General features: G+C 38.3%; 16 protein-coding genes. 13 read left to right on the top strand and 3 right to left on the bottom strand.

The genetic code is table 11. From position 1 onward, the window contains the following. Positions 1–10: 10 nt before the first annotated feature. From QYB95_RS09540 to rbsB, 3 genes are read left to right on the top strand one after another with little or no spacing between them, the layout of a single operon-like run. Positions 11–1,507 (top strand): sugar ABC transporter ATP-binding protein, encoded by a 1,497-nt coding sequence (locus QYB95_RS09540; protein WP_301138115.1) that lies wholly within the window; start codon positions 11–13, stop codon positions 1,505–1,507. Continuing rightward, positions 1,494–2,435, top strand: coding sequence for a ribose ABC transporter permease (gene rbsC / locus QYB95_RS09535; RefSeq protein ID WP_301138114.1), 942 nt, complete (start codon positions 1,494–1,496; stop codon positions 2,433–2,435). The genes QYB95_RS09540 and rbsC overlap by 14 nt, the downstream gene beginning before the upstream one ends. Positions 2,436–2,448: 13 nt before the next feature. Further along, entirely contained in the window at positions 2,449–3,366 is a 918-nt protein-coding gene (rbsB, locus tag QYB95_RS09530) for a ribose ABC transporter substrate-binding protein RbsB (RefSeq protein ID WP_301138113.1), read from the top strand. Positions 3,367–3,428: 62 nt separating this feature from the next. On the opposite strand, the gene QYB95_RS09525 is transcribed toward rbsB, so the two are convergent. Then, positions 3,429–3,851: a DoxX family protein gene (locus QYB95_RS09525; RefSeq protein ID WP_301138112.1), complete on the bottom strand. Its 423-nt coding sequence runs from the start codon at positions 3,849–3,851 to the stop codon at positions 3,429–3,431. 654 nt (positions 3,852–4,505) lie between these two features. Between QYB95_RS09525 and QYB95_RS09520 the strand changes: the two genes are divergently transcribed. Then, positions 4,506–5,129, top strand: a complete 624-nt coding sequence (locus tag QYB95_RS09520) for an HD domain-containing protein (RefSeq protein ID WP_301138111.1) — start codon at positions 4,506–4,508, stop codon at positions 5,127–5,129. Positions 5,130–5,316: 187 nt separating this feature from the next. On the opposite strand, the gene QYB95_RS09515 is transcribed toward QYB95_RS09520, so the two are convergent. Then, positions 5,317–6,273, bottom strand: coding sequence for a hypothetical protein (locus QYB95_RS09515; RefSeq protein ID WP_301138110.1), 957 nt, complete (start codon positions 6,271–6,273; stop codon positions 5,317–5,319). A gap of 461 nt (positions 6,274–6,734) precedes the next feature. On the opposite strand from QYB95_RS09515, the gene QYB95_RS09510 reads away from it, so the two are divergent. The 4 genes from QYB95_RS09510 to QYB95_RS09495 all read left to right on the top strand — a co-directional run bounded on the left by QYB95_RS09510 (position 6,735) and on the right by QYB95_RS09495 (position 11,234). Further along, complete coding sequence (locus tag QYB95_RS09510) at positions 6,735–8,024, top strand: AbgT family transporter (RefSeq protein ID WP_301138109.1); 1,290 nt, start codon at positions 6,735–6,737, stop codon at positions 8,022–8,024. Positions 8,025–8,241: 217 nt separating this feature from the next. Then, complete coding sequence (locus QYB95_RS09505; protein ID WP_345783715.1) at positions 8,242–8,610, top strand: AbgT family transporter; 369 nt, start codon at positions 8,242–8,244, stop codon at positions 8,608–8,610. Continuing rightward, the gene (locus QYB95_RS09500; RefSeq protein WP_301138108.1) at positions 8,492–9,802 is read left to right on the top strand and encodes an amidohydrolase; all 1,311 of its coding nucleotides are present in this window, start codon (positions 8,492–8,494) and stop codon (positions 9,800–9,802) included. Before QYB95_RS09505 ends, QYB95_RS09500 begins: the two co-directional genes overlap by 119 nt. Next, a complete protein-coding gene (locus QYB95_RS09495) occupies positions 9,795–11,234 on the top strand; it encodes a M20 family metallopeptidase (protein WP_301138107.1) in 1,440 nt (479 codons plus the stop codon). The genes QYB95_RS09500 and QYB95_RS09495 overlap by 8 nt, the downstream gene beginning before the upstream one ends. 109 nt (positions 11,235–11,343) lie before the next feature. Here QYB95_RS09495 and QYB95_RS09490 read toward each other — a convergent pair whose 3' ends face one another. Continuing rightward, a complete protein-coding gene (locus QYB95_RS09490) occupies positions 11,344–11,883 on the bottom strand; it encodes a transcriptional regulator (protein WP_301138106.1) in 540 nt (179 codons plus the stop codon). A 118-nt stretch (positions 11,884–12,001) separates the two neighbouring features. Here QYB95_RS09490 and QYB95_RS09485 point away from each other — a divergent pair, with 118 nt between their 5' ends. The 5 genes from QYB95_RS09485 (at position 12,002) to QYB95_RS09465 (ending at position 17,133) form a co-directional block, all read left to right on the top strand. Continuing rightward, on the top strand, positions 12,002–12,241 hold the full coding sequence (locus QYB95_RS09485) for a PLD nuclease N-terminal domain-containing protein (RefSeq protein WP_301138105.1): 240 nt from the start codon (positions 12,002–12,004) through the stop codon (positions 12,239–12,241). Continuing rightward, positions 12,238–13,140, top strand: a complete 903-nt coding sequence (locus QYB95_RS09480; protein WP_301138104.1) for an ABC transporter ATP-binding protein — start codon at positions 12,238–12,240, stop codon at positions 13,138–13,140. The genes QYB95_RS09485 and QYB95_RS09480 overlap by 4 nt, the downstream gene beginning before the upstream one ends. Next, positions 13,140–13,928, top strand: coding sequence for an ABC transporter permease (locus QYB95_RS09475; protein WP_301138103.1), 789 nt, complete (start codon positions 13,140–13,142; stop codon positions 13,926–13,928). Before QYB95_RS09480 ends, QYB95_RS09475 begins: the two co-directional genes overlap by 1 nt. A 193-nt stretch (positions 13,929–14,121) precedes the next feature. Beyond that, entirely contained in the window at positions 14,122–16,008 is a 1,887-nt protein-coding gene (locus QYB95_RS09470; RefSeq protein ID WP_301138102.1) for an ABC-F family ATP-binding cassette domain-containing protein, read from the top strand. 12 nt (positions 16,009–16,020) lie between these two features. After that, a complete protein-coding gene (locus QYB95_RS09465) occupies positions 16,021–17,133 on the top strand; it encodes a conserved virulence factor C family protein (RefSeq protein ID WP_301138101.1) in 1,113 nt (370 codons plus the stop codon). Positions 17,134–17,487 lie beyond the last annotated feature (354 nt).

Here is a 17,487-nt window from a genome sequence, read left to right as displayed (position 1 = left end):
GTGAAGTTGCATGATTCAAATGTCAGGCATAACGAAAGCATTTAGTGGCAACGTCGTATTAGACAATGTTCAATTCGAATTAGCAAATGGCGAAATCCATGCTCTTATGGGTGAAAATGGTGCAGGTAAATCTACGATGATGAAAATATTAAGCGGCATCTATTCAAAGGATGCCGGGGAAATCAAAGTGGACGGACAGGCTGTTCAATTTAAAACGCCAAAGGATGCAGAAAAACTTGGGATTATAGTGATTCACCAAGAGCTTAATATGCTGCCGGATCTAACAGTGGCGCAAAACCTGTTTCTTGGTAAAGAACTAACTTATGGAAAGACGGGCATCCTAAAAAACCGGCAAATGGAAAAGGAAGCATCGGAGCTGCTATCAAAATTAGGGCTCGATATCAATCCTCGTACGCGCACAGGAGATTTATCGGTAGGAAAACAGCAAATTATCGAGATTGCCAAAGCTATAGCTAGTGATGCAAAATATATTGTCATGGATGAACCGACAGCGGCCTTAACAGATCGAGAAATCGAGACTTTATTTAAAACGATTCATGAGCTAAAAGCAAAAGGCATTTCATTTGTTTATATTTCACACCGTATGGAAGAAATTTTTGCAATTTGTGATCGAATCACGATTCTGCGTGACGGCCAATATGTTGGAGTGCGCAATATTCCAGAAACGAATTTTGATGAAATCGTGGCAATGATGGTGGGCCGTGAGCTTGGAGAACGGTTCCCGGAAAGAAATTGTGCAATTGGCGATACAAAATTAGAGGTGCGAAATCTTGCAGTCAATGGTTTATTCCAAGATATTTCCTTCAAGGTGAGAAAAGGGGAGGTTCTTGGCGTAGCTGGTCTAATGGGAGCAGGACGTACGGAAGTGGCTCAGACGATTTTTGGCTATCGAAAAGCAAATAAAGGTGAAATCTTCATAGATGGACAGAAGGTTAGCGTTAAATCACCTATCGATGCCATGAAACATGGAATTGGTTTTGTTACGGAAGACCGAAAAACGGAAGGCTTGGTTCTTGATTTTTCAATCAAGGACAATATTGCCTTGGCCAATCTTGAGAAATGTTCGTCTTCAGGAATTGTGAAGCCCGAAAAAGAAAACGTGATGGTTGCAAAATATATTGAAGACTTAAAAATACGAACTTCAGGCCCAAATCAAAGTGCAAAATCATTGAGCGGCGGGAATCAGCAAAAAGTCGTTATCGCAAAATGGCTTGGTACAGAGCCTGAGATTCTAATATTGGATGAACCGACACGCGGTGTTGATATTGGCGCTAAAAAAGAAATCTATCAGATTATCAACCAATTAGCCCAAGCGGGTGTTGCCATTTTAATGATATCCTCAGAATTACCTGAAGTGATTGGAATGGCTGATCGTGTCATTGTCATGCAAGAAGGCAATTTAACAGGTGAAGTAAATAAAGATAATATGACGCAAGAAGTCATTATGCAATATGCAACAGGAGGAGAAAAAGTTGTCCAATTATAAATCAAAAGAATTAGTCTCAAAACTTGGACCACTATTTGGTTTGATTTTATTAATCATTATTGTTTCAATCTTAAATCCAAGTTTCTTATCAATCGCAAACATATTCAATGTCCTGCGCCAAGTTTCCATCAGTGCAATTATTGCCTTCGGGATGACATTTGTTATCCTTACAGGCGGAATTGATCTCTCGGTCGGTTCTACCCTAGCCTTGACTGGTGCTATAGCAGCAAGCCTACTATCAAGTGGTATGGATCCATTCTTAACGATGGGCATTGCTTTAATCATTGGTTTAATTTTGGGAACAATCAACGGTGTAATTATTACAAAAGGTAAAGTTGCTCCATTTATTGCCACACTTGCAACTATGACAATTTACCGTGGCTTGACGCTCGTTTATACTGATGGTCGACCTATTTCTGATCTGGGTGACCATTATTCGTTCCAATTGTTTGGGAAAGGATATTTTTTAGGATTCCCTGTCCCGGTGGTAACGATGGTTATTGCGTTTATCGTTCTTTATTTCATTTTGCAAAAAACAACATTTGGCCGCCGAGTTTATGCAGTTGGCGGAAACGAAGAAGCTGCAAAATTATCAGGAATCAATGCGGACCGTGTTAAAATTGCTGTGTATGCGATTACAGGATTACTGGCATCACTTGCAGCTTTAATTTTAACTTCCCGTCTGAATTCCGCACAACCTACAGCAGGAGAATCCTATGAGCTTGATGCAATCGCTGCCGTTGTTTTAGGTGGTACAAGCTTAAACGGCGGTAAAGGCTGGATCTTTGGAACATTGATCGGTGCTTTAATCATTGGTGTGCTAAATAACGGTATGAACTTAATCGGGGTTTCTTCTTTCTGGCAACAGGTAGTAAAAGGGATCGTTATATTAATCGCTGTCTTGATGGACCGCAAAAAAACTGCTTAAGGAGAACAGACATATGAAAAAGATTACATTACTATTTGTAGCACTTATCACACTGGTTCTTTCTGCGTGTTCAATGGAATCACCATTTTTGGAGAATGCAAAAGAGGATACGGCTGGTGGAAATGCTTCATTTAAAATTGGATTCTCCATTTCAACTTTAAATAATCCCTTCTTTGTTACATTAAGTGAAGGGGCAAAAGCAAATGCGCAAGAAAAGGGTGCGGAAATCTCGATCGTAGATGCACAGGATGATGCATCTAAACAGGCTTCCGATGTAGAAGACCTAATTCAGCAAGGTGTGGATATGATCCTGATTAACCCAGTAGATTCATCAGCAGTTGGCTCTGCAGTTGAATCGGCTAATGCAGCAGGAATTCCAGTCATTACGGTTGACCGCTCGACTGAAGGTGGCGAGGTAGTTTCACATATCGCGTCAGATAATGTAGCAGGCGGTGTTTTAGCCGGGGAATACTTACTTGAATTAGCAGGGGAAGGGGCAAAAGTTGCGATGCTTGAAGGGACTGCCGGTTCGTCGGCAGCACGAGATCGCGGCGAAGGCTTCCTGAAGGCTGTAGATGGCAAAGTGGATTTAGTGTCAAGTTTAACAGCCAACTTTGACCGCGGTGAAGGATTGACGGTAATGGAAAATATGCTTCAGGCAAATCCTGAGATACAAGCAGTATTTGCTCAAAATGACGAAATGGCGTTAGGTGCCCTGGAAGCAATTGAAGCGAGCGGTAAAGATATTACAGTCATCGGTTTTGATGCAACAGACGATGCTGTGGCAAAAGTAGAAGAAGGAAAAATGGCAGCAACAGTTGCTCAAAAGCCGGAAGAAATCGGGAAAGCAGCAATCGAAACAGCTGTTGCCTATTTAAATGGCGAAACAGTAGAGGAATTTGTTCCTGTTGACCTAGAGCTTGTAAAATAATAAAAACTGCAGTTTTAATTGTGACATACAATTAGAGCTGCAGTTTTTTTCTTTAGATATAGTTAGCTGCGAAATTGTATTTTTCCTTTCGGATTCTTGTTTTTTTCTGCAAATAGCTGGTCCAAGGCCATCAGATTGCTTCCTGAGAAAAGCAGGTATAGGGCCATGGCAATAAGCGCCACATTAAATTCGAACCCATTTAAAAAACCTTCTTCAAATTTCACGAATACGATGGCACCAACCATCACACCGGTAAGAAGAAACGAAACAAAACGAACGGAAAAGCCGATAATCAAAAAGAAACCCCCTAGCAGTTCGATTCCCGCTACACCAAAGCCGGCAATCTCGGCATATGGTATACCATATCCATCAAATGTTGTAATCGTTTCAGATATGCCGTCCTTAAACTTCATAAATCCATGTAGAAGAAAAATGCCCCCTAACACAATCCTCAAAACCAACCCACCAACTTCATTCTTGCGCATTATTGAAACTCCCCTCCAACACTTCTTTTTACTATCATATTGTGGCTTGTCCCAATATAATACTGTTCAAGTGAAATAGTTTTGAAAGAGGGGAGTTCGGGGGGGGGGGCGCGAGTAAAGAGTATTAGGCGGTTTCGCAAGTAAATGTGTGAAGCTCGCAAGTAAAAGCTTGAAAGTCGCAAGTGATTCAAAGTCTCGCAAGTAAACTAGGGGATGGCGCAAAAAAGTCAGTAAATTCGCAAGAAAAGTAAGTGAACTCGCAAGTAAAAGCTTGAAAGTCGCAAGAAAAACAGCAAGCCGCAAGTAAACTAGGCAAAGGTACAAGTTTAGATAAGAAAATCGCTCGTGAAGAGGGAATTCGCACGTAAAATTATGCAAGCAGTTCAGAGAGCGTGAGAACGCGCACGTAAGGAAAAGAAGGTGGTTCGTAAATGGAGCCACGCTCGTAAAATAGTGAAGGTCGCACGTAAAGGGAGAGAACGCGCACGTAAAGTAAAGAAACTTGACCGTAAAAAGGAGCTTCGCACGTATAAAAGTAAAAGCCGCTCGTAACTTGGTTAACGGTAAAGTAGATTAAGACCAATACACAGAAACGATTCAAGCTCGCACAATCCCTTTTTTCTATCTATAATAGAAAGAATAGGAGTGATCTAAATGATAAATCAACTTAAACAAGCCGTTCAGGAAATCTATAACCAATTTGATGCAAGTCATGATTTTCAACATATCGAGAGGGTTTTTCAGAATGCGGAAAGCATCCTTGAAACTGAACCGGAAGCTGATCGTGAAATTGTCCAAATCGCGGTACTCTTACATGATGTGAGTGATAAGAAATATACAGATTCCAAGGAAAATGAAGACGCCTTATTAAACTCGCTAACTCTTTCGGATGCGAAAAAGCGACATATCAAAGAAATAATAGAAAGTGTATCATTCAACGGTGGGAATGAAGTAGCTGCAAAATCAATCGAAGCGAAAATCGTCCGTGATGCTGATCGATTGGATGCAATCGGAGCAGTCGGAGTTGCTCGTACATTTGCCTATGGCGGCGCAAAGGGCAGAAAACTCTATGATGATGCAGAAGAAGTTCGCATACATATGTCAGAAGAAGAATACCGTTCGAAAAGTACTGCTTCTGTCACGCACTTCTATGAAAAGTTATTATTATTAAAGGACTTAATGACGACGGAAAAAGGTAAGCAAATGGCTGAGGAACGCCATGCATTTATGGAGAGTTTTTTGGACCAGTTGAAGGCTGAAAGAGAAGGCCGGGCTTAGGATATCGATTTTTTACACAATGCTATTTCCACAATAAAATCAAATTGATAAAATCGCTAATAATCTTCTTATTTAAAGCAAAAAACCAACCCTAAAGTGCAGCAGGTTTCAACCGCCACTTTAGGGTTATTAAATTGCTTAATATCTCGATTTGTAAGTTAACATCATAATGTCATGTTAAAAAGGTCTAGAGATTCATTTTATATAATTTACTAGGGCGACCTTTTGCTCTGGTCACATTATTTGCAATTGGTGAAGCGTAATTAAATTCCTCCAGGCGCTTTAATATCCGGCTTGCTGTACGAACCGAAATGGACATGTGAATACTCAACTCTTCAGCTGTTAAGGATTCTTTTTTTAGTTTGTATACTAATCCGTAAATTTTTTGTAGATGAAGCAACGAGATATTTGTGTTCCTGGAGATTTCCTCAAGTTTATCGATATCAGAATCATTCATGGCAATTGATGTCTTGCCATCCAATGGTCCGATTAGATGATTTTCTTTCGTTAAAATATAGGATTCTGTTAGAGAACCTGTACAATAGGTTGCTGCTTTCTCTGCTTGGATTCTTGCCTCCTGTAATGTTTTGCCGATACCCCATCCGATTTTAACTTTGAAAGAAAGTTGTTCCCGTAAAAAATCAACTAAAGAGCAATTTTGTTGATTATTTGTAATCATGGAAAAGTCACTATAATTTGTAAGCAATTCATAGTGAATTGCACTTCTATATGTAATTAACGATGTTCCTAATTTTCGATTAAAATCCAGAATTGATTTATAAAGGGCGATTTGGCGGTATTCGATTTCCGTTGGATCATTTTGAGAGACTGAAAATTCTAGATATCCTGCTACAACTTGGCTATTCATTAAATTAGCTACTTCAATTTCTTTAACTACGTCCAAAATTGTTGTCTGCATACTCTCAAAGCTTGGGGTAATATGAATGATTTGAACGTTCTCATCCTCAAAATAAGTATACAAATTTGTCAAACGTGTAAGTGAGAAACGGACTCTTTGTTCCTGCCAAAGTTTAGCGTGGGCTTGATATACAACCTCATAAGCATCTGGTTGGGCATAGACTTCGATGCTTTCCCCAAGAAGATACGGGAAATCTTCAGGTAACAGTATGTCTTTTAAACTCAAATAGTTGTTCTCTTTATAAAGAAAATCTATAATACAATGCTTGAAGGAAAATTCCGGATACTTATACTGGATCTCCGCAATTTTAAAATAAAAATCACGCTCGGTAATATCAAAAAAAGCACAAGGAATTGTCAAAAAGTATTCCTTAAATTTTTTTTGAATATGTATGTAGGGAATTTGAGCACTAAATATAACTGCATCACAATTTTTTATCTTCTCAAGAAATAGTGTCTCTAAATGACTTAAATCATCATAAATGTAATTTTGTAGATTGATATTATCAAATTTCATATTTTCACATTTTTTTACCCACCGATAAGAATATTTGGTTGAAAAGACGCATATATTATACATTTAAAACCCTCCAAATTTACTATTGTGGAAATTTTCAAACTTTTTTAATATTTATTTTAAGACATTGTAATAAATAGTCCAAAAATAAAAAAGGGGGAAATTTGATTATGGAAAATAATCCAGAGATAAAAGTTGAAAACAATGGTGCCTTCAACAAGTTCCTGAATCTCGTCGAAAAAATCGGTAATAAGTTGCCGCATCCATTTATGCTCTTCTTGTATCTTACACTTATTCTAGTAATAATTTCATTTATTTTAGGAACGATGCATGCTTCTGTTATCCATCCTAATACAGGTGAGACAGTAACGGTTAATAATTTGCTGTCAAAAGAAGGGATTCGCTATATTTTAGAAAATACTTTGACAAACTTTACTGGTTTTGCACCATTGGGTTTAGTATTAACAATGATGCTTGGTATAGGTTTATCTGAGCGGGTAGGGCTATTTTCTGCATTAATGACAAAAGCAATTATTAAGACACCGAAACGAATCGTTACATTCATGGTCGTTTTCATTGGTATTTTGGGTAATATTGCTTCGGATGCAGCATTTGTAGTAATTCCTCCTTTAGCTGCATTGGTATTTTTATCTTTGGGTAGACATCCGCTTGCCGGTTTGGCTGCTGGACTTGCCGGTGTTGGTATTGGATTTACAGCAAATATTTTAATAGCAGGAACGGATGCGTTATTGTCAGGTATTTCAACAGAAATCGCCAAAACAATTGATCCGGATATGGTAGTGTCAGCATTAGATAACTGGTTCTTTATGAGTGCCTCAACGTTTTTACTAGCCTTTTTAGGGGCAATTGTTACTGAAAAAATAGTAGAACCACGTTTAGGGCCATATAATGGTGAGAAGAAAGCAGATTTACACGAACTTACGCCAATAGAAAATCGGGCTTTACGCAACACAGGCATTGCAAGCTTACTCTATGTTGGCATGTTAATCGTTTTGATGGTTATTCCAGATTCACCGCTATTAAATGATGACGGTACAATTTTACGTTCGCCGTTTTTATCCGGTATAATACCGATTCTAGTTGCTTTCTTCTTGTTGGCAGGTATTACATATGGTGTGTCGGTTAAAAAGATTACTAAGGTAGCTGACGTTCCAAATATTATGGCTGAGGCAATCCGGGATTTGTCTGGTTATATCGTATTGATCTTTATTATTGGTCAATTTATTGGATACTTTAACTGGACAAACATCGCTACGTGGATGGCTGTACATTTAGCCGATATCTTAACTGCAATAAAATTAACAAATGTCTTTGCGGTTGTTTTATTTACTTTACTAGTAGCTGTTCTGAGTTTATTTATCATTAGTGGATCTGCTCTTTGGTCGCTTGTTGCACCTATTTTTGTTCCGACATTCATGCTCCCTACCTGTAATTATTAGGAAAATATTCTCACCTATTTTCGAGTCTTTCATTCTAATTTTATGTATTGAAGATTAATACAATTATATCCTTAATAATTTGCGTTCCATTTATATAATTCGGAAATTTTAGTATAATTAATTTGTTCCAGTCTTTCGCACTTCTTTGTTATTCCTCGACAAAGCATACCTTTTCAGAAGCGTGGATGGCTTTACTTTGATTCATTAATTTCCTCCAATCTCTTCTAATCGCATCGGGGAATCGTCCACAAACATGGTAACACCACTCAATCAATATTTCGCGATAATTTTAGGGTTCATGTTAACCTACAACAAAAAAGCCGGTATCGGAACTCTGATGTCGCTAATGATTCCATACACGATTGTATTTTTAATTGCATGGATTCTTTTGATGCTGGTGTTTGTATTATTTAATATTCCGATTGGTCCAGGGGTTCATTTACTTATTAAAATAGGAGATGATTTAGATGAACTTTTTAACAGTAGAAAAGAGTTATTTACAGGTTTTATCAGCATGGAGAAGGGACTTTCACCAATTTCCAGAACCTGGTTGGCTGGAATTTCGCACTTCTGCTATTATAGCTGAAAAACTTGAAGCTTTGGGTTATGACGTTTATGTAGGAAAAGAGATTGTAAACGGGGTCTCTCTAGGAGTGCCTGGTAAAGAGTTAGCAGAAGTTTTTTATAATAAAGCATTGGATAGTAATATCTCATCCGAATGGCTAGAAAAAATGGAGGCCGGAAAAACAGGGGTAATTGGAATTTTCGATACTGGTATTGAAGGACCTACAATTGGCTATAGAGTAGATATCGATGCATTGCCGATTTTGGAATCATCTCATGAAAACCATGTACCCCAAAAATTGAATTTCCGTTCCCAAAACGAAGGCTTCATGCATGCATGTGGTCATGACAGCCATGCTACAATCGGATTAGGGCTAGCTGAGCAATTAATGAAAGTTAAGGATAAGCTCTGCGGAAAAATTATCCTAATCTTCCAACCAGCCGAAGAAGGAGTAAGGGGAGGAAGTGCAATTGTTTCATCACCTTTATTGGATAACATAGATTATCTATGTGCACTTCACATTGGAACAGGTGTCCCTAAAGGAACCTATGTTGCAGGAGTAGATGGATTTTTGGCAACTTCAAAATTTGATGTAACAATTAGAGGAGTAGCCGCTCATTCTGGGGTTAATGCGGAAAAAGGAAAAAATGCATTATTGGCAAGTGCACAAGCGGTTCTTGCTTTGCACAGTCTGCCTCCGCATAGTGAAGGAGTAGCTCGTGTAAATGTAGGGACTTTAGAAGCGGGCAGTGGTCGAAATATTATCCCATCAATCGCAAAAATGCAATTGGAAATTCGTGGTGAAACTACTGCCATCAATGATTTCTACGAAGAACGCGTACATCAAATATTTAATGGCATCGCCGCAATGTATGATGTTCAAGTTGAACTGGATAAGGTTGGATATGCTCTAAGTATTCCTTCAGACCAACAGTTGGCTCGAATCTTGAACGATACAGCAAAACTTCAACAATCCCTTAATGAAGTAATCGAATATAAAAACTTTAAGGCAGGCTCCGAGGATGCCACTTTCCTAATGCAAAAAGTACAACAACAAGGTGGTTTGGCATGCTATTCCATTATTGGGACAAATTTGGCAGCAGGTCATCATCACGAAGAGTTTGATATCGAGGAAGACGATATGCTTTCAGCTCTTGAAATCTGGTTAAATGTACCTTTCAAGATTTATGAGGAGTTGAAAGGTAATGCCTAGTAAACTAGAAGAGGTTGAGAGTTTATATCAACTGTATGAAAAGGATATTATAAAACTTTCTGATAGAATCTGGGAGATTCCTGAAACAAGATTTAGAGAATTTGATTCTGTAAAGATTCTAACGACATACTTAGAGGAAATCGGATTTGAGATTGAAATGGGTATAGGGGGCATTGATACTGCGTTTGTCGCTAAGTACGGAAATAAAGGTCCAATTATAGGTATTTTAGGAGAATATGATGCACTTCCCGGATTAAGTCAGCAAGCCGCGAGTGAAGTTCGAGAAGCTTTAGTTGAAGGAGGCAATGGCCATGGATGTGGTCATAATCTACTAGGGACAGCTGGAGTCGGGGCAGTTGCCCTGGTGAAAGATTTGATTGCCAAAGGTGAACTGGAGGGTAGAATCCATTATTATGGCTGTCCTGCAGAAGAAGGTGGATCAGGTAAGACATTTATGGTGCGGGAAGGAGTATTTGAGGAAGTGGATGTTGCATTAACATGGCACCCAAATTCATTCACAAGTGTATTCAATTATTCTTCCCTAGCAAACTATCAAGTGTATTTCGAGTTTGAAGGAATTGCCTCACATGCAGCCAATTCGCCACATTTGGGAAGAAGTGCGCTGGATGCCGTTGAATTGATGAATGTTGGAGTCAACTATTTACGCGAGCACATCCCCAGTAGTGCCAGAGTCCATTATGCAGTGACGAATTCAGGGGGAATATCACCAAATGTTGTACAAGCCAATGCTGAAGTTTTATATTTAATTCGAGCGAATACTATAAAAGAAGTCGATAACATCTTTAAACGTATTGTTAAAATTGCAGATGGTGCGGCTTTAATGACTGAGACAAAAGTAAAAGTAAAATTTGATAAAGCATGTTCGAACTATATTCCCAACGATACCATTAACAAAATTATTTACGATAAATTACAGTTAGTAGGTATACCTTCTTATAATGAAGAAGAACTCCAATATGCGAAAAAGATGGCAAAAACTCTTACGCCAGAAGAGTTTTCAAGTGCCCTGCAGGAAATTAAATCGATTTTCGAGGATAGCCAGTTAGATTACTTAAATGAAACAGACTACCCATTTTATCCGGAAGTAGTTTCCTATCAAAAATCGTCACTTACGATGGCAGGATCTACTGATGTGGCGGATGTAAGCTGGGTTGTGCCGACTTCACAATTCTTTACTACATGTTTTGTACTAGGCACGCCGCTGCACAGCTGGCAGCTTGTTTCCCAGGGGAAAACAGGATTAGCCCATAAAGGTATGCTTTATGCAAGTAAAGTGTTAGCTTTGACGGCTATCGAATTATTGCAAAATCCGGTTTTGATTGATCAAGCAAAAGATGAATTGCTGGCACAAACTAAAGGTGAATACGTTAACCCCATACCAAAAGAAGTGGTACCAAATATGTATGGATAATTTTTACCTTTATTACTCGAAGTAGTCATTATCAAAGATCTTTCCTTGAACAAAACAATAGGCAATTGAAGGTTGGTCAAATGACATACTTTCAATTGCTTTTTTTATGTCAAACATCGGGAATAATCGTAATGGCAATCGTACGAGCCGGTACATCTTTTTCGTTATCCTGGTAATTGTAGTATTTTTTCATTAATTCGTCTAAATCATTTTGAAATTGAGAAAAATGTTGATCGTCAATTTTTAGTTCCACTATCGAAAAAGTTGCACCGTCTTCCTTGACGTTTTGCTCCTCAAGTCCTTTTAGATAACTTTGATATTGTGTTAGAAGGGATAATTGGTAGTAGGAAACGTAATTAAGCTTCTCCTCATTAGAAATGTTTTTCCATTCATCCTCATCGAGGGTTGCCTCCACCTCATTCAAAGCATAGTACTTTTCCGAAACCGATTTTACTTTTTTTTCATTAATCACATGGATGATACTCGAATCCACCAATATCTGTATATGTCTGTATAAGGTTGCTTGTGGCACGTCTTTAATGATTTTTACCATCTCTAATGGAGTTAGCCCATTTTCCTTATTTCTCATTAATGCTTGGCAGATTTTCATTCTTACTGGATGCATTAATATATCAACTTTATTCGTCATTTCATCACCTTTTTAACATATATTTTTAATCTCATTATAAAAAATGAGAATAACAATTGCAAATATCCACCAATTTAGTTATCATTATCAATAATGATAATGAAATGAGGTGTTGAAAGTGCAGCTCCACTACGAATTAGATGAACTAAAAAACATCGAAATAATGCAGTTCCTTCCTGTCGTACTTCCATTTATTGCAATAGGTATGTTCTTGGTACTGTTTGCTCTGCTGGATCTCTATCGCCATAGAAAAACAAGGGAAAATGTGCTTTTATGGACGATCGTTATTCTATTTGTTAACACAGTCGGGCCTATTCTTTACTTCGTAATAGGCAGAAAGGAAAGTGAAAAAATTTGAAATTAGAAATAAGAGATGTGACGAAATCCTTCAAAAACAAATCGGTTGTTAATAATTTTAATCTGGAAATACAAAAAGGTGAATGTGTCGGCTTAATCGGACCAAATGGGGCAGGGAAATCAACTTTAATAAAAATGATAGTAGATATGATTGAACCAGAAAAAGGCGAAATTTTACTAAATGGAAATAAAAATATGGAGATGAAAAAAGAAATTGGCTATTTACCGCAGTATCCTAACTTTTTTAATTGGATGACAGCCAAAGAAACGCTAATGTTCATGGGTCAACTTTCCGGCGTGCCAAAAAAAGCTTTAAACAATCAAATTCCGCTAATTTTAAGAAAAGTAGGGTTGCAGGATGCAGAAAACTCAAAGGTGGGGACATTCTCCGGGGGTATGAAGCAAAGGCTTGGAATAGCGCAAGCACTGCTGCATAAGCCTTCCCTGATTATCCTGGATGAACCAGTATCAGCATTGGATCCAATTGGCCGAAGAGAAGTTTTGAACATCATACAAGAAATAAAGAAAGAAACAACAATCCTATTATCCACTCATATTCTAAATGATGCCGAAGAAATCTGTGAAAGATTTGTCATTATCAAGAATGGAGTAAAACTGGAGGATTCATCCATATCACAGCTTTTCAAACGTAACAATAAAAATAGGTTAATTATAGAACTTGCCAGCAATGATGGAGTGTGGATGAACATTGTGAAAAAATTGCCTTATGTTAAGGAACTAACCGTAAAAGGAAATAAACTTGAAGTAAAAGTAGATGATATCTATAACCATAAAAATCTAATATTAAGAAATGCTATTGAACATAACGTGGATATCCTGAAATTTGAAATTCAAAGAGATACTCTCGAAGAAATTTTCCTGAAAATGGTGATGCGATAATGAATGCCGGTATTCTGTTAATGAAAAAGGAATTTGTTCAAATGGCTCGCGATTTGAAAGTAATTTGGCTGCCAATGGTCTTCATCCTGCTGGGATGTACTCAACCGATCGTCACTTATTATTTGCCAAACATACTTGATACTTTAGGCGGCGGGCAAGGAATTACAATAGATTCTACCCTAATCAGCCAAGAAGGCGGGGAAGTGCTAGCTAGTACATTTGGTTCTCAGTTTGATCAGCTTGGACTTATCATTCTTGTAATCGCCTTGATGGGAATCATTCAATCAGATAAATCAAGCGGCATGTTGGCCTTTATTTTAACCAGACCTGTTAGTGTAATTTCATATTTGAGTGGTAAAGTTGCATCAAATTATCTGCTTGCTGCTTTTAGTGTCACAATAGGATTTTTAATTTCTTATTTGTATGTAAACAATTTATTTACAGTCGTCCCATTGTCCCATATGCTGATTGCTCTTTTACTGTATCTTACCTGGGTGCTGTTCGTCGTGTCCTTCACAACGATGGTAAGCGCAGTTTTTCGGAGTCAGGGAATGATCGCTTTGATCTCAATTATTTTTCTTTTGGGGTGCAGAATCATTATAAGTTTAATTCCCAATATCGATTTTATTAACCCAGCCAGTTTAAGTAAATATGCCATGGAGGTACTCATTTCAGGCACTATTAACACAAAGGTTATAAGTATAGTATTCATTGAGTTTATCTGGATTTTTATACTATTTTCTATTACGAATTATTGGCTTACTTATAGAAAGGGAGATCATGAGTGAGCCTGGATTTCTTTCCAATTAGCTGAGGCCGCATCAATTAATCGTTCCAATTAAATGCTAATCAATGCACTATTTGATTGAAATCAATTATAATAATTAAATAACAGTAATTGTAATGTGCGTTTATATAAAATTAGCGATAAACTTGTAATTTACAAATTTATAGGAGCTAAAAGGAAAGAGAAGGAATATCATGAGTCATTTAATCGTATCAAATTTAACAAAAACCGTTGGCGATAAAACGCTATTCGAAAATATTGAGTTTACTATTTATGAGGGAGAACGTGCCGGGTTAATCGGGATTAATGGAACGGGGAAATCTACATTGCTATCCATTTTAGCAGGGCAGCAGGATGCCGATACGGTTGAACTCGATCACCCGAACAAATATCGAATTTCACATTTACCGCAGGATCCTCAATTCAATGAAGGGGAGACCGTATTACAAGCCGTCTTCTCGGGTGACTCGCCGATTCTTCAACTAAATAGACAATATGAAGATACTTTAACAAAGCTATCGAAAAATTCTGAATCCGAAGAATTACAAAATCAATTGTTCCGTCTGCAACAGCAAATGGACAATGACGAAGCCTGGGATGTAAATGCTCTTGCAAAACAAGCGCTAACAAAATTAGGCATCGATATGTTTGATCGGCAAGTAACCACTCTTTCAGGTGGGCAACAAAAACGGGTCGCTTTGGCCAAGGTTCTAATTGAGCCGGCAGACCTTTACTTGCTTGATGAACCGACGAACCATCTGGATGTGCAATCCACTGAATGGTTACAGGAAATGGTGATGCGCCTAAAAGGGGCAGTTATATTCATTACCCATGACCGTTACTTTTTGGACGAAATCTCAACACATATTTATGAACTTGCCAACCAAACATTGTATCGACATACAGGAAATTACGCAGATTATCTAGAGTCTCGTGCTATTCGTGAAGAAATGCATGCAGCAACTCAAGAGAAATTACAAAACCGTTATCGTTCGGAGCTGAAGTGGATTCGCCGTGGCGCAAAAGCACGTACAACGAAACAAAAAGCGAGAATTCAACGTTTTGAAGAATTGGATACTAAAATAGAACGAGGCTCAAATGATGTTAGCCTAGAATTGTCGCTTGCGACATCACGCCTAGGTAAAAAGGTAATTGAGGGTGAACAGCTGTCAAAAACTTTTGGCGATCGTGTGATCTTGAAAGATTTTAATTTCTTATTACAGCAAGGGGATCGTATAGGAATAATTGGTGCCAATGGCTACGGAAAATCGACTTTATTAAATATATTGGCTGGCGAGTTAGAACCGGACAATGGTGAAGTGATTGTCGGTTCCACAGTAAAAAGAGCGCATTTTAAACAAGTAATCCCTGCCATGAACGAAAACGAACGCATTATTGAATACATTCGCGAAGCTTCCAATGACATAACAGATGCAGAAGGAGTACGATATTCTGCAGCCCAGATGCTTGAAAGATTTCTATTCCCGCTACATACTCATGGTACACCAATAGGAAAATTATCTGGTGGGGAACGAAAACGACTTCATTTATTGCGCTTACTGATGGAACAGCCGAATGTATTGTTATTGGACGAGCCAACAAATGACTTGGATATTGAAACTTTAGGGGTTCTAGAAGATTTTATCGAGCATTTCCCTGGCGTTATATTAACAATTTCCCATGACCGATTCTTCCTGGACCGTATCGCGAAAAAGCTTTGGATTTTGGATGGGCAAGGAAATGTTGATGAAAGCCTGGATGTATATAGTGACTACCTCGAGAAACAACAGCATACCCAAAAAGAAGAAGCTAAAGAAGTAAAGGTGGAAAAACCAAAACCGCAAAAAACGAAAAGTGAAAAGAAAAAGCTTTCATTTAAAGAACAAAAAGAATGGGAAACCATCTCGGATACAATCGCAAAAGTGGAAGAAGAAATTGAGGCTACCGAAGAGGGAATCTCAACGGCTGGAGCGGATTATACAAAGCTTCAACAACTAACAGAAAAACTGGATGATTTAAACAAAGAATATGAACAATTAATTGAAAGATGGACGTATTTAGACGACATCGTGAATGGGTAGGAGAGGATAGTAATGAAGATCGTAACAATCGAGCCAACACCAAGTCCGAATTCGATGAAAGTTGTAGTAGACGAGGAACTTCCGTTTGGAAAAGCTTTTAATTACACAAAGGATAATGCCGAAAGTGCCCCTGAACAAATTCAAGCAATTTTAGAAATTGAAGGGGTAAAAGGGGTCTACCATGTTGCCGACTTTCTAGCAGTTGAGCGCAATGCCAAGTTCCAATGGGAGCCAATTTTAGCTAGTGTTGGAGCAGCACTAGGTGAGAACAGTGAGGCTACTGCCCAGGAAGTACAAGCGGACGACCATTTTGGAGAAGTGTTTGTTCATGTACAAATGCTTAGAGGTCTTCCACTGCAGGTAAAAGTATTTGATTCAGCAATTGAACACCGTGTTTCTGTAGGAGACCGTTTTGTGCAAGCTTTCCAATCCATAGAAATCAACAAATTCGATGATAACTATTTGCTTGAACGCAAATGGGTTGATTTTGGTATTCGATATGGTGAAAAAGAGGATATTGCCAAAGAAATTATTGAAGAAATCAATGCAACATACCCGGAAGAACGTGTAGCACAAATTATTGAAGCAGCAAGCAAGAAAAACACTGTGACCTTGCAAAGAGAAAAAGTAACGTTGGGGCAATACCTTGAAGCCGGCGACTGGCAAAAACGCTACCAGTTATTGGATCAACTGCCTGATCCAGAGGTAGACGATTTACCATTACTCGAAAAAGCGTTGGAAGACGAGCAAATGTCAATTCGCCGTCTAGCAACTGTTTACCTTGGGATGATAGAAGATGTAGCGGTTGTTCCATATCTGGCTCGCGCTCTAAAAGATAAAAGCTCGGCAGTTCGACGGACAGCAGGAGATTGCATGAGTGATTTAGGTTTTGTAGAGTTTGAACCGTACATGATTGAAGCGTTAAAGGATAAAAATAAACTTGTCCGCTGGCGTGCAGCAATGTACTTATTCGAAACAGGAACGGAAAACTGCCTTCCAGCATTACACGATGCCGAAGATGACAAAGAATTTGAAGTGAAACTTCAAGTGAAAATGGCCATCGCTCGCATCGAACAAGGGGAAGAAGCAAAAGGTTCCGTTTGGAAGCAAATGACAGAGAGATAATATATGGAACAGGTGAGGAAAAGGGGAACTTTTCTTCATCTGTTTTTTTGTGGTGATGTGGGCAAAATAGGGTTTGTTGTTTTTTGTTAAGTAACTATATGGAATAGTTGCTTCAAGGTGTTTTCGAAAGAGGAATAAATAGAATTTGAGGCGAAAAAAGCTTAAGGAATGTTTCATTCGAGGAATGAAACGCATTCTGAGGCGAGAAATAGCTCGACACGCGTTATATGAGAAGGAATAAAACGCATTCCGAAGAGAGAAAGAGTTTGAGATACGTTATATAAGAGGGATGAAACGCACTCCGAAGGGAGAAAGAGTTTGAGATACGTTATATAAGAGGGATGAAACGCATTC

It is taken from the genome of Ureibacillus aquaedulcis (genome assembly GCF_030418165.1).
Classification (GTDB): domain Bacteria; phylum Bacillota; class Bacilli; order Bacillales_A; family Planococcaceae; genus Ureibacillus; species Ureibacillus aquaedulcis.
Note: the sequence above shows the minus strand (reverse complement) of the source record. Positions and strands in the feature narration are given on the sequence as shown.

What these genes read in the sequence shown, in the direction of transcription:
- QYB95_RS09540 (WP_301138115.1), top strand. Translation starts at nt 11, where the DNA reads ATGATTCAAATGTCAGGCATAACGAAAGCATTTAGTGGCAACGTCGTA.
- rbsB (WP_301138113.1), top strand. Translation starts at nt 2,449, where the DNA reads ATGAAAAAGATTACATTACTATTTGTAGCACTTATCACACTGGTTCTT.
- QYB95_RS09525 (WP_301138112.1), bottom strand. Translation starts at nt 3,851, where the DNA reads ATGCGCAAGAATGAAGTTGGTGGGTTGGTTTTGAGGATTGTGTTAGGG.
- QYB95_RS09520 (WP_301138111.1), top strand. Translation starts at nt 4,506, where the DNA reads ATGATAAATCAACTTAAACAAGCCGTTCAGGAAATCTATAACCAATTT.
- QYB95_RS09510 (WP_301138109.1), top strand. Translation starts at nt 6,735, where the DNA reads ATGGAAAATAATCCAGAGATAAAAGTTGAAAACAATGGTGCCTTCAAC.
- QYB95_RS09500 (WP_301138108.1), top strand. Translation starts at nt 8,492, where the DNA reads ATGAACTTTTTAACAGTAGAAAAGAGTTATTTACAGGTTTTATCAGCA.
- QYB95_RS09495 (WP_301138107.1), top strand. Translation starts at nt 9,795, where the DNA reads ATGCCTAGTAAACTAGAAGAGGTTGAGAGTTTATATCAACTGTATGAA.
- QYB95_RS09490 (WP_301138106.1), bottom strand. Translation starts at nt 11,883, where the DNA reads ATGACGAATAAAGTTGATATATTAATGCATCCAGTAAGAATGAAAATC.
- QYB95_RS09475 (WP_301138103.1), top strand. Translation starts at nt 13,140, where the DNA reads ATGAATGCCGGTATTCTGTTAATGAAAAAGGAATTTGTTCAAATGGCT.
- QYB95_RS09470 (WP_301138102.1), top strand. Translation starts at nt 14,122, where the DNA reads ATGAGTCATTTAATCGTATCAAATTTAACAAAAACCGTTGGCGATAAA.
- QYB95_RS09465 (WP_301138101.1), top strand. Translation starts at nt 16,021, where the DNA reads ATGAAGATCGTAACAATCGAGCCAACACCAAGTCCGAATTCGATGAAA.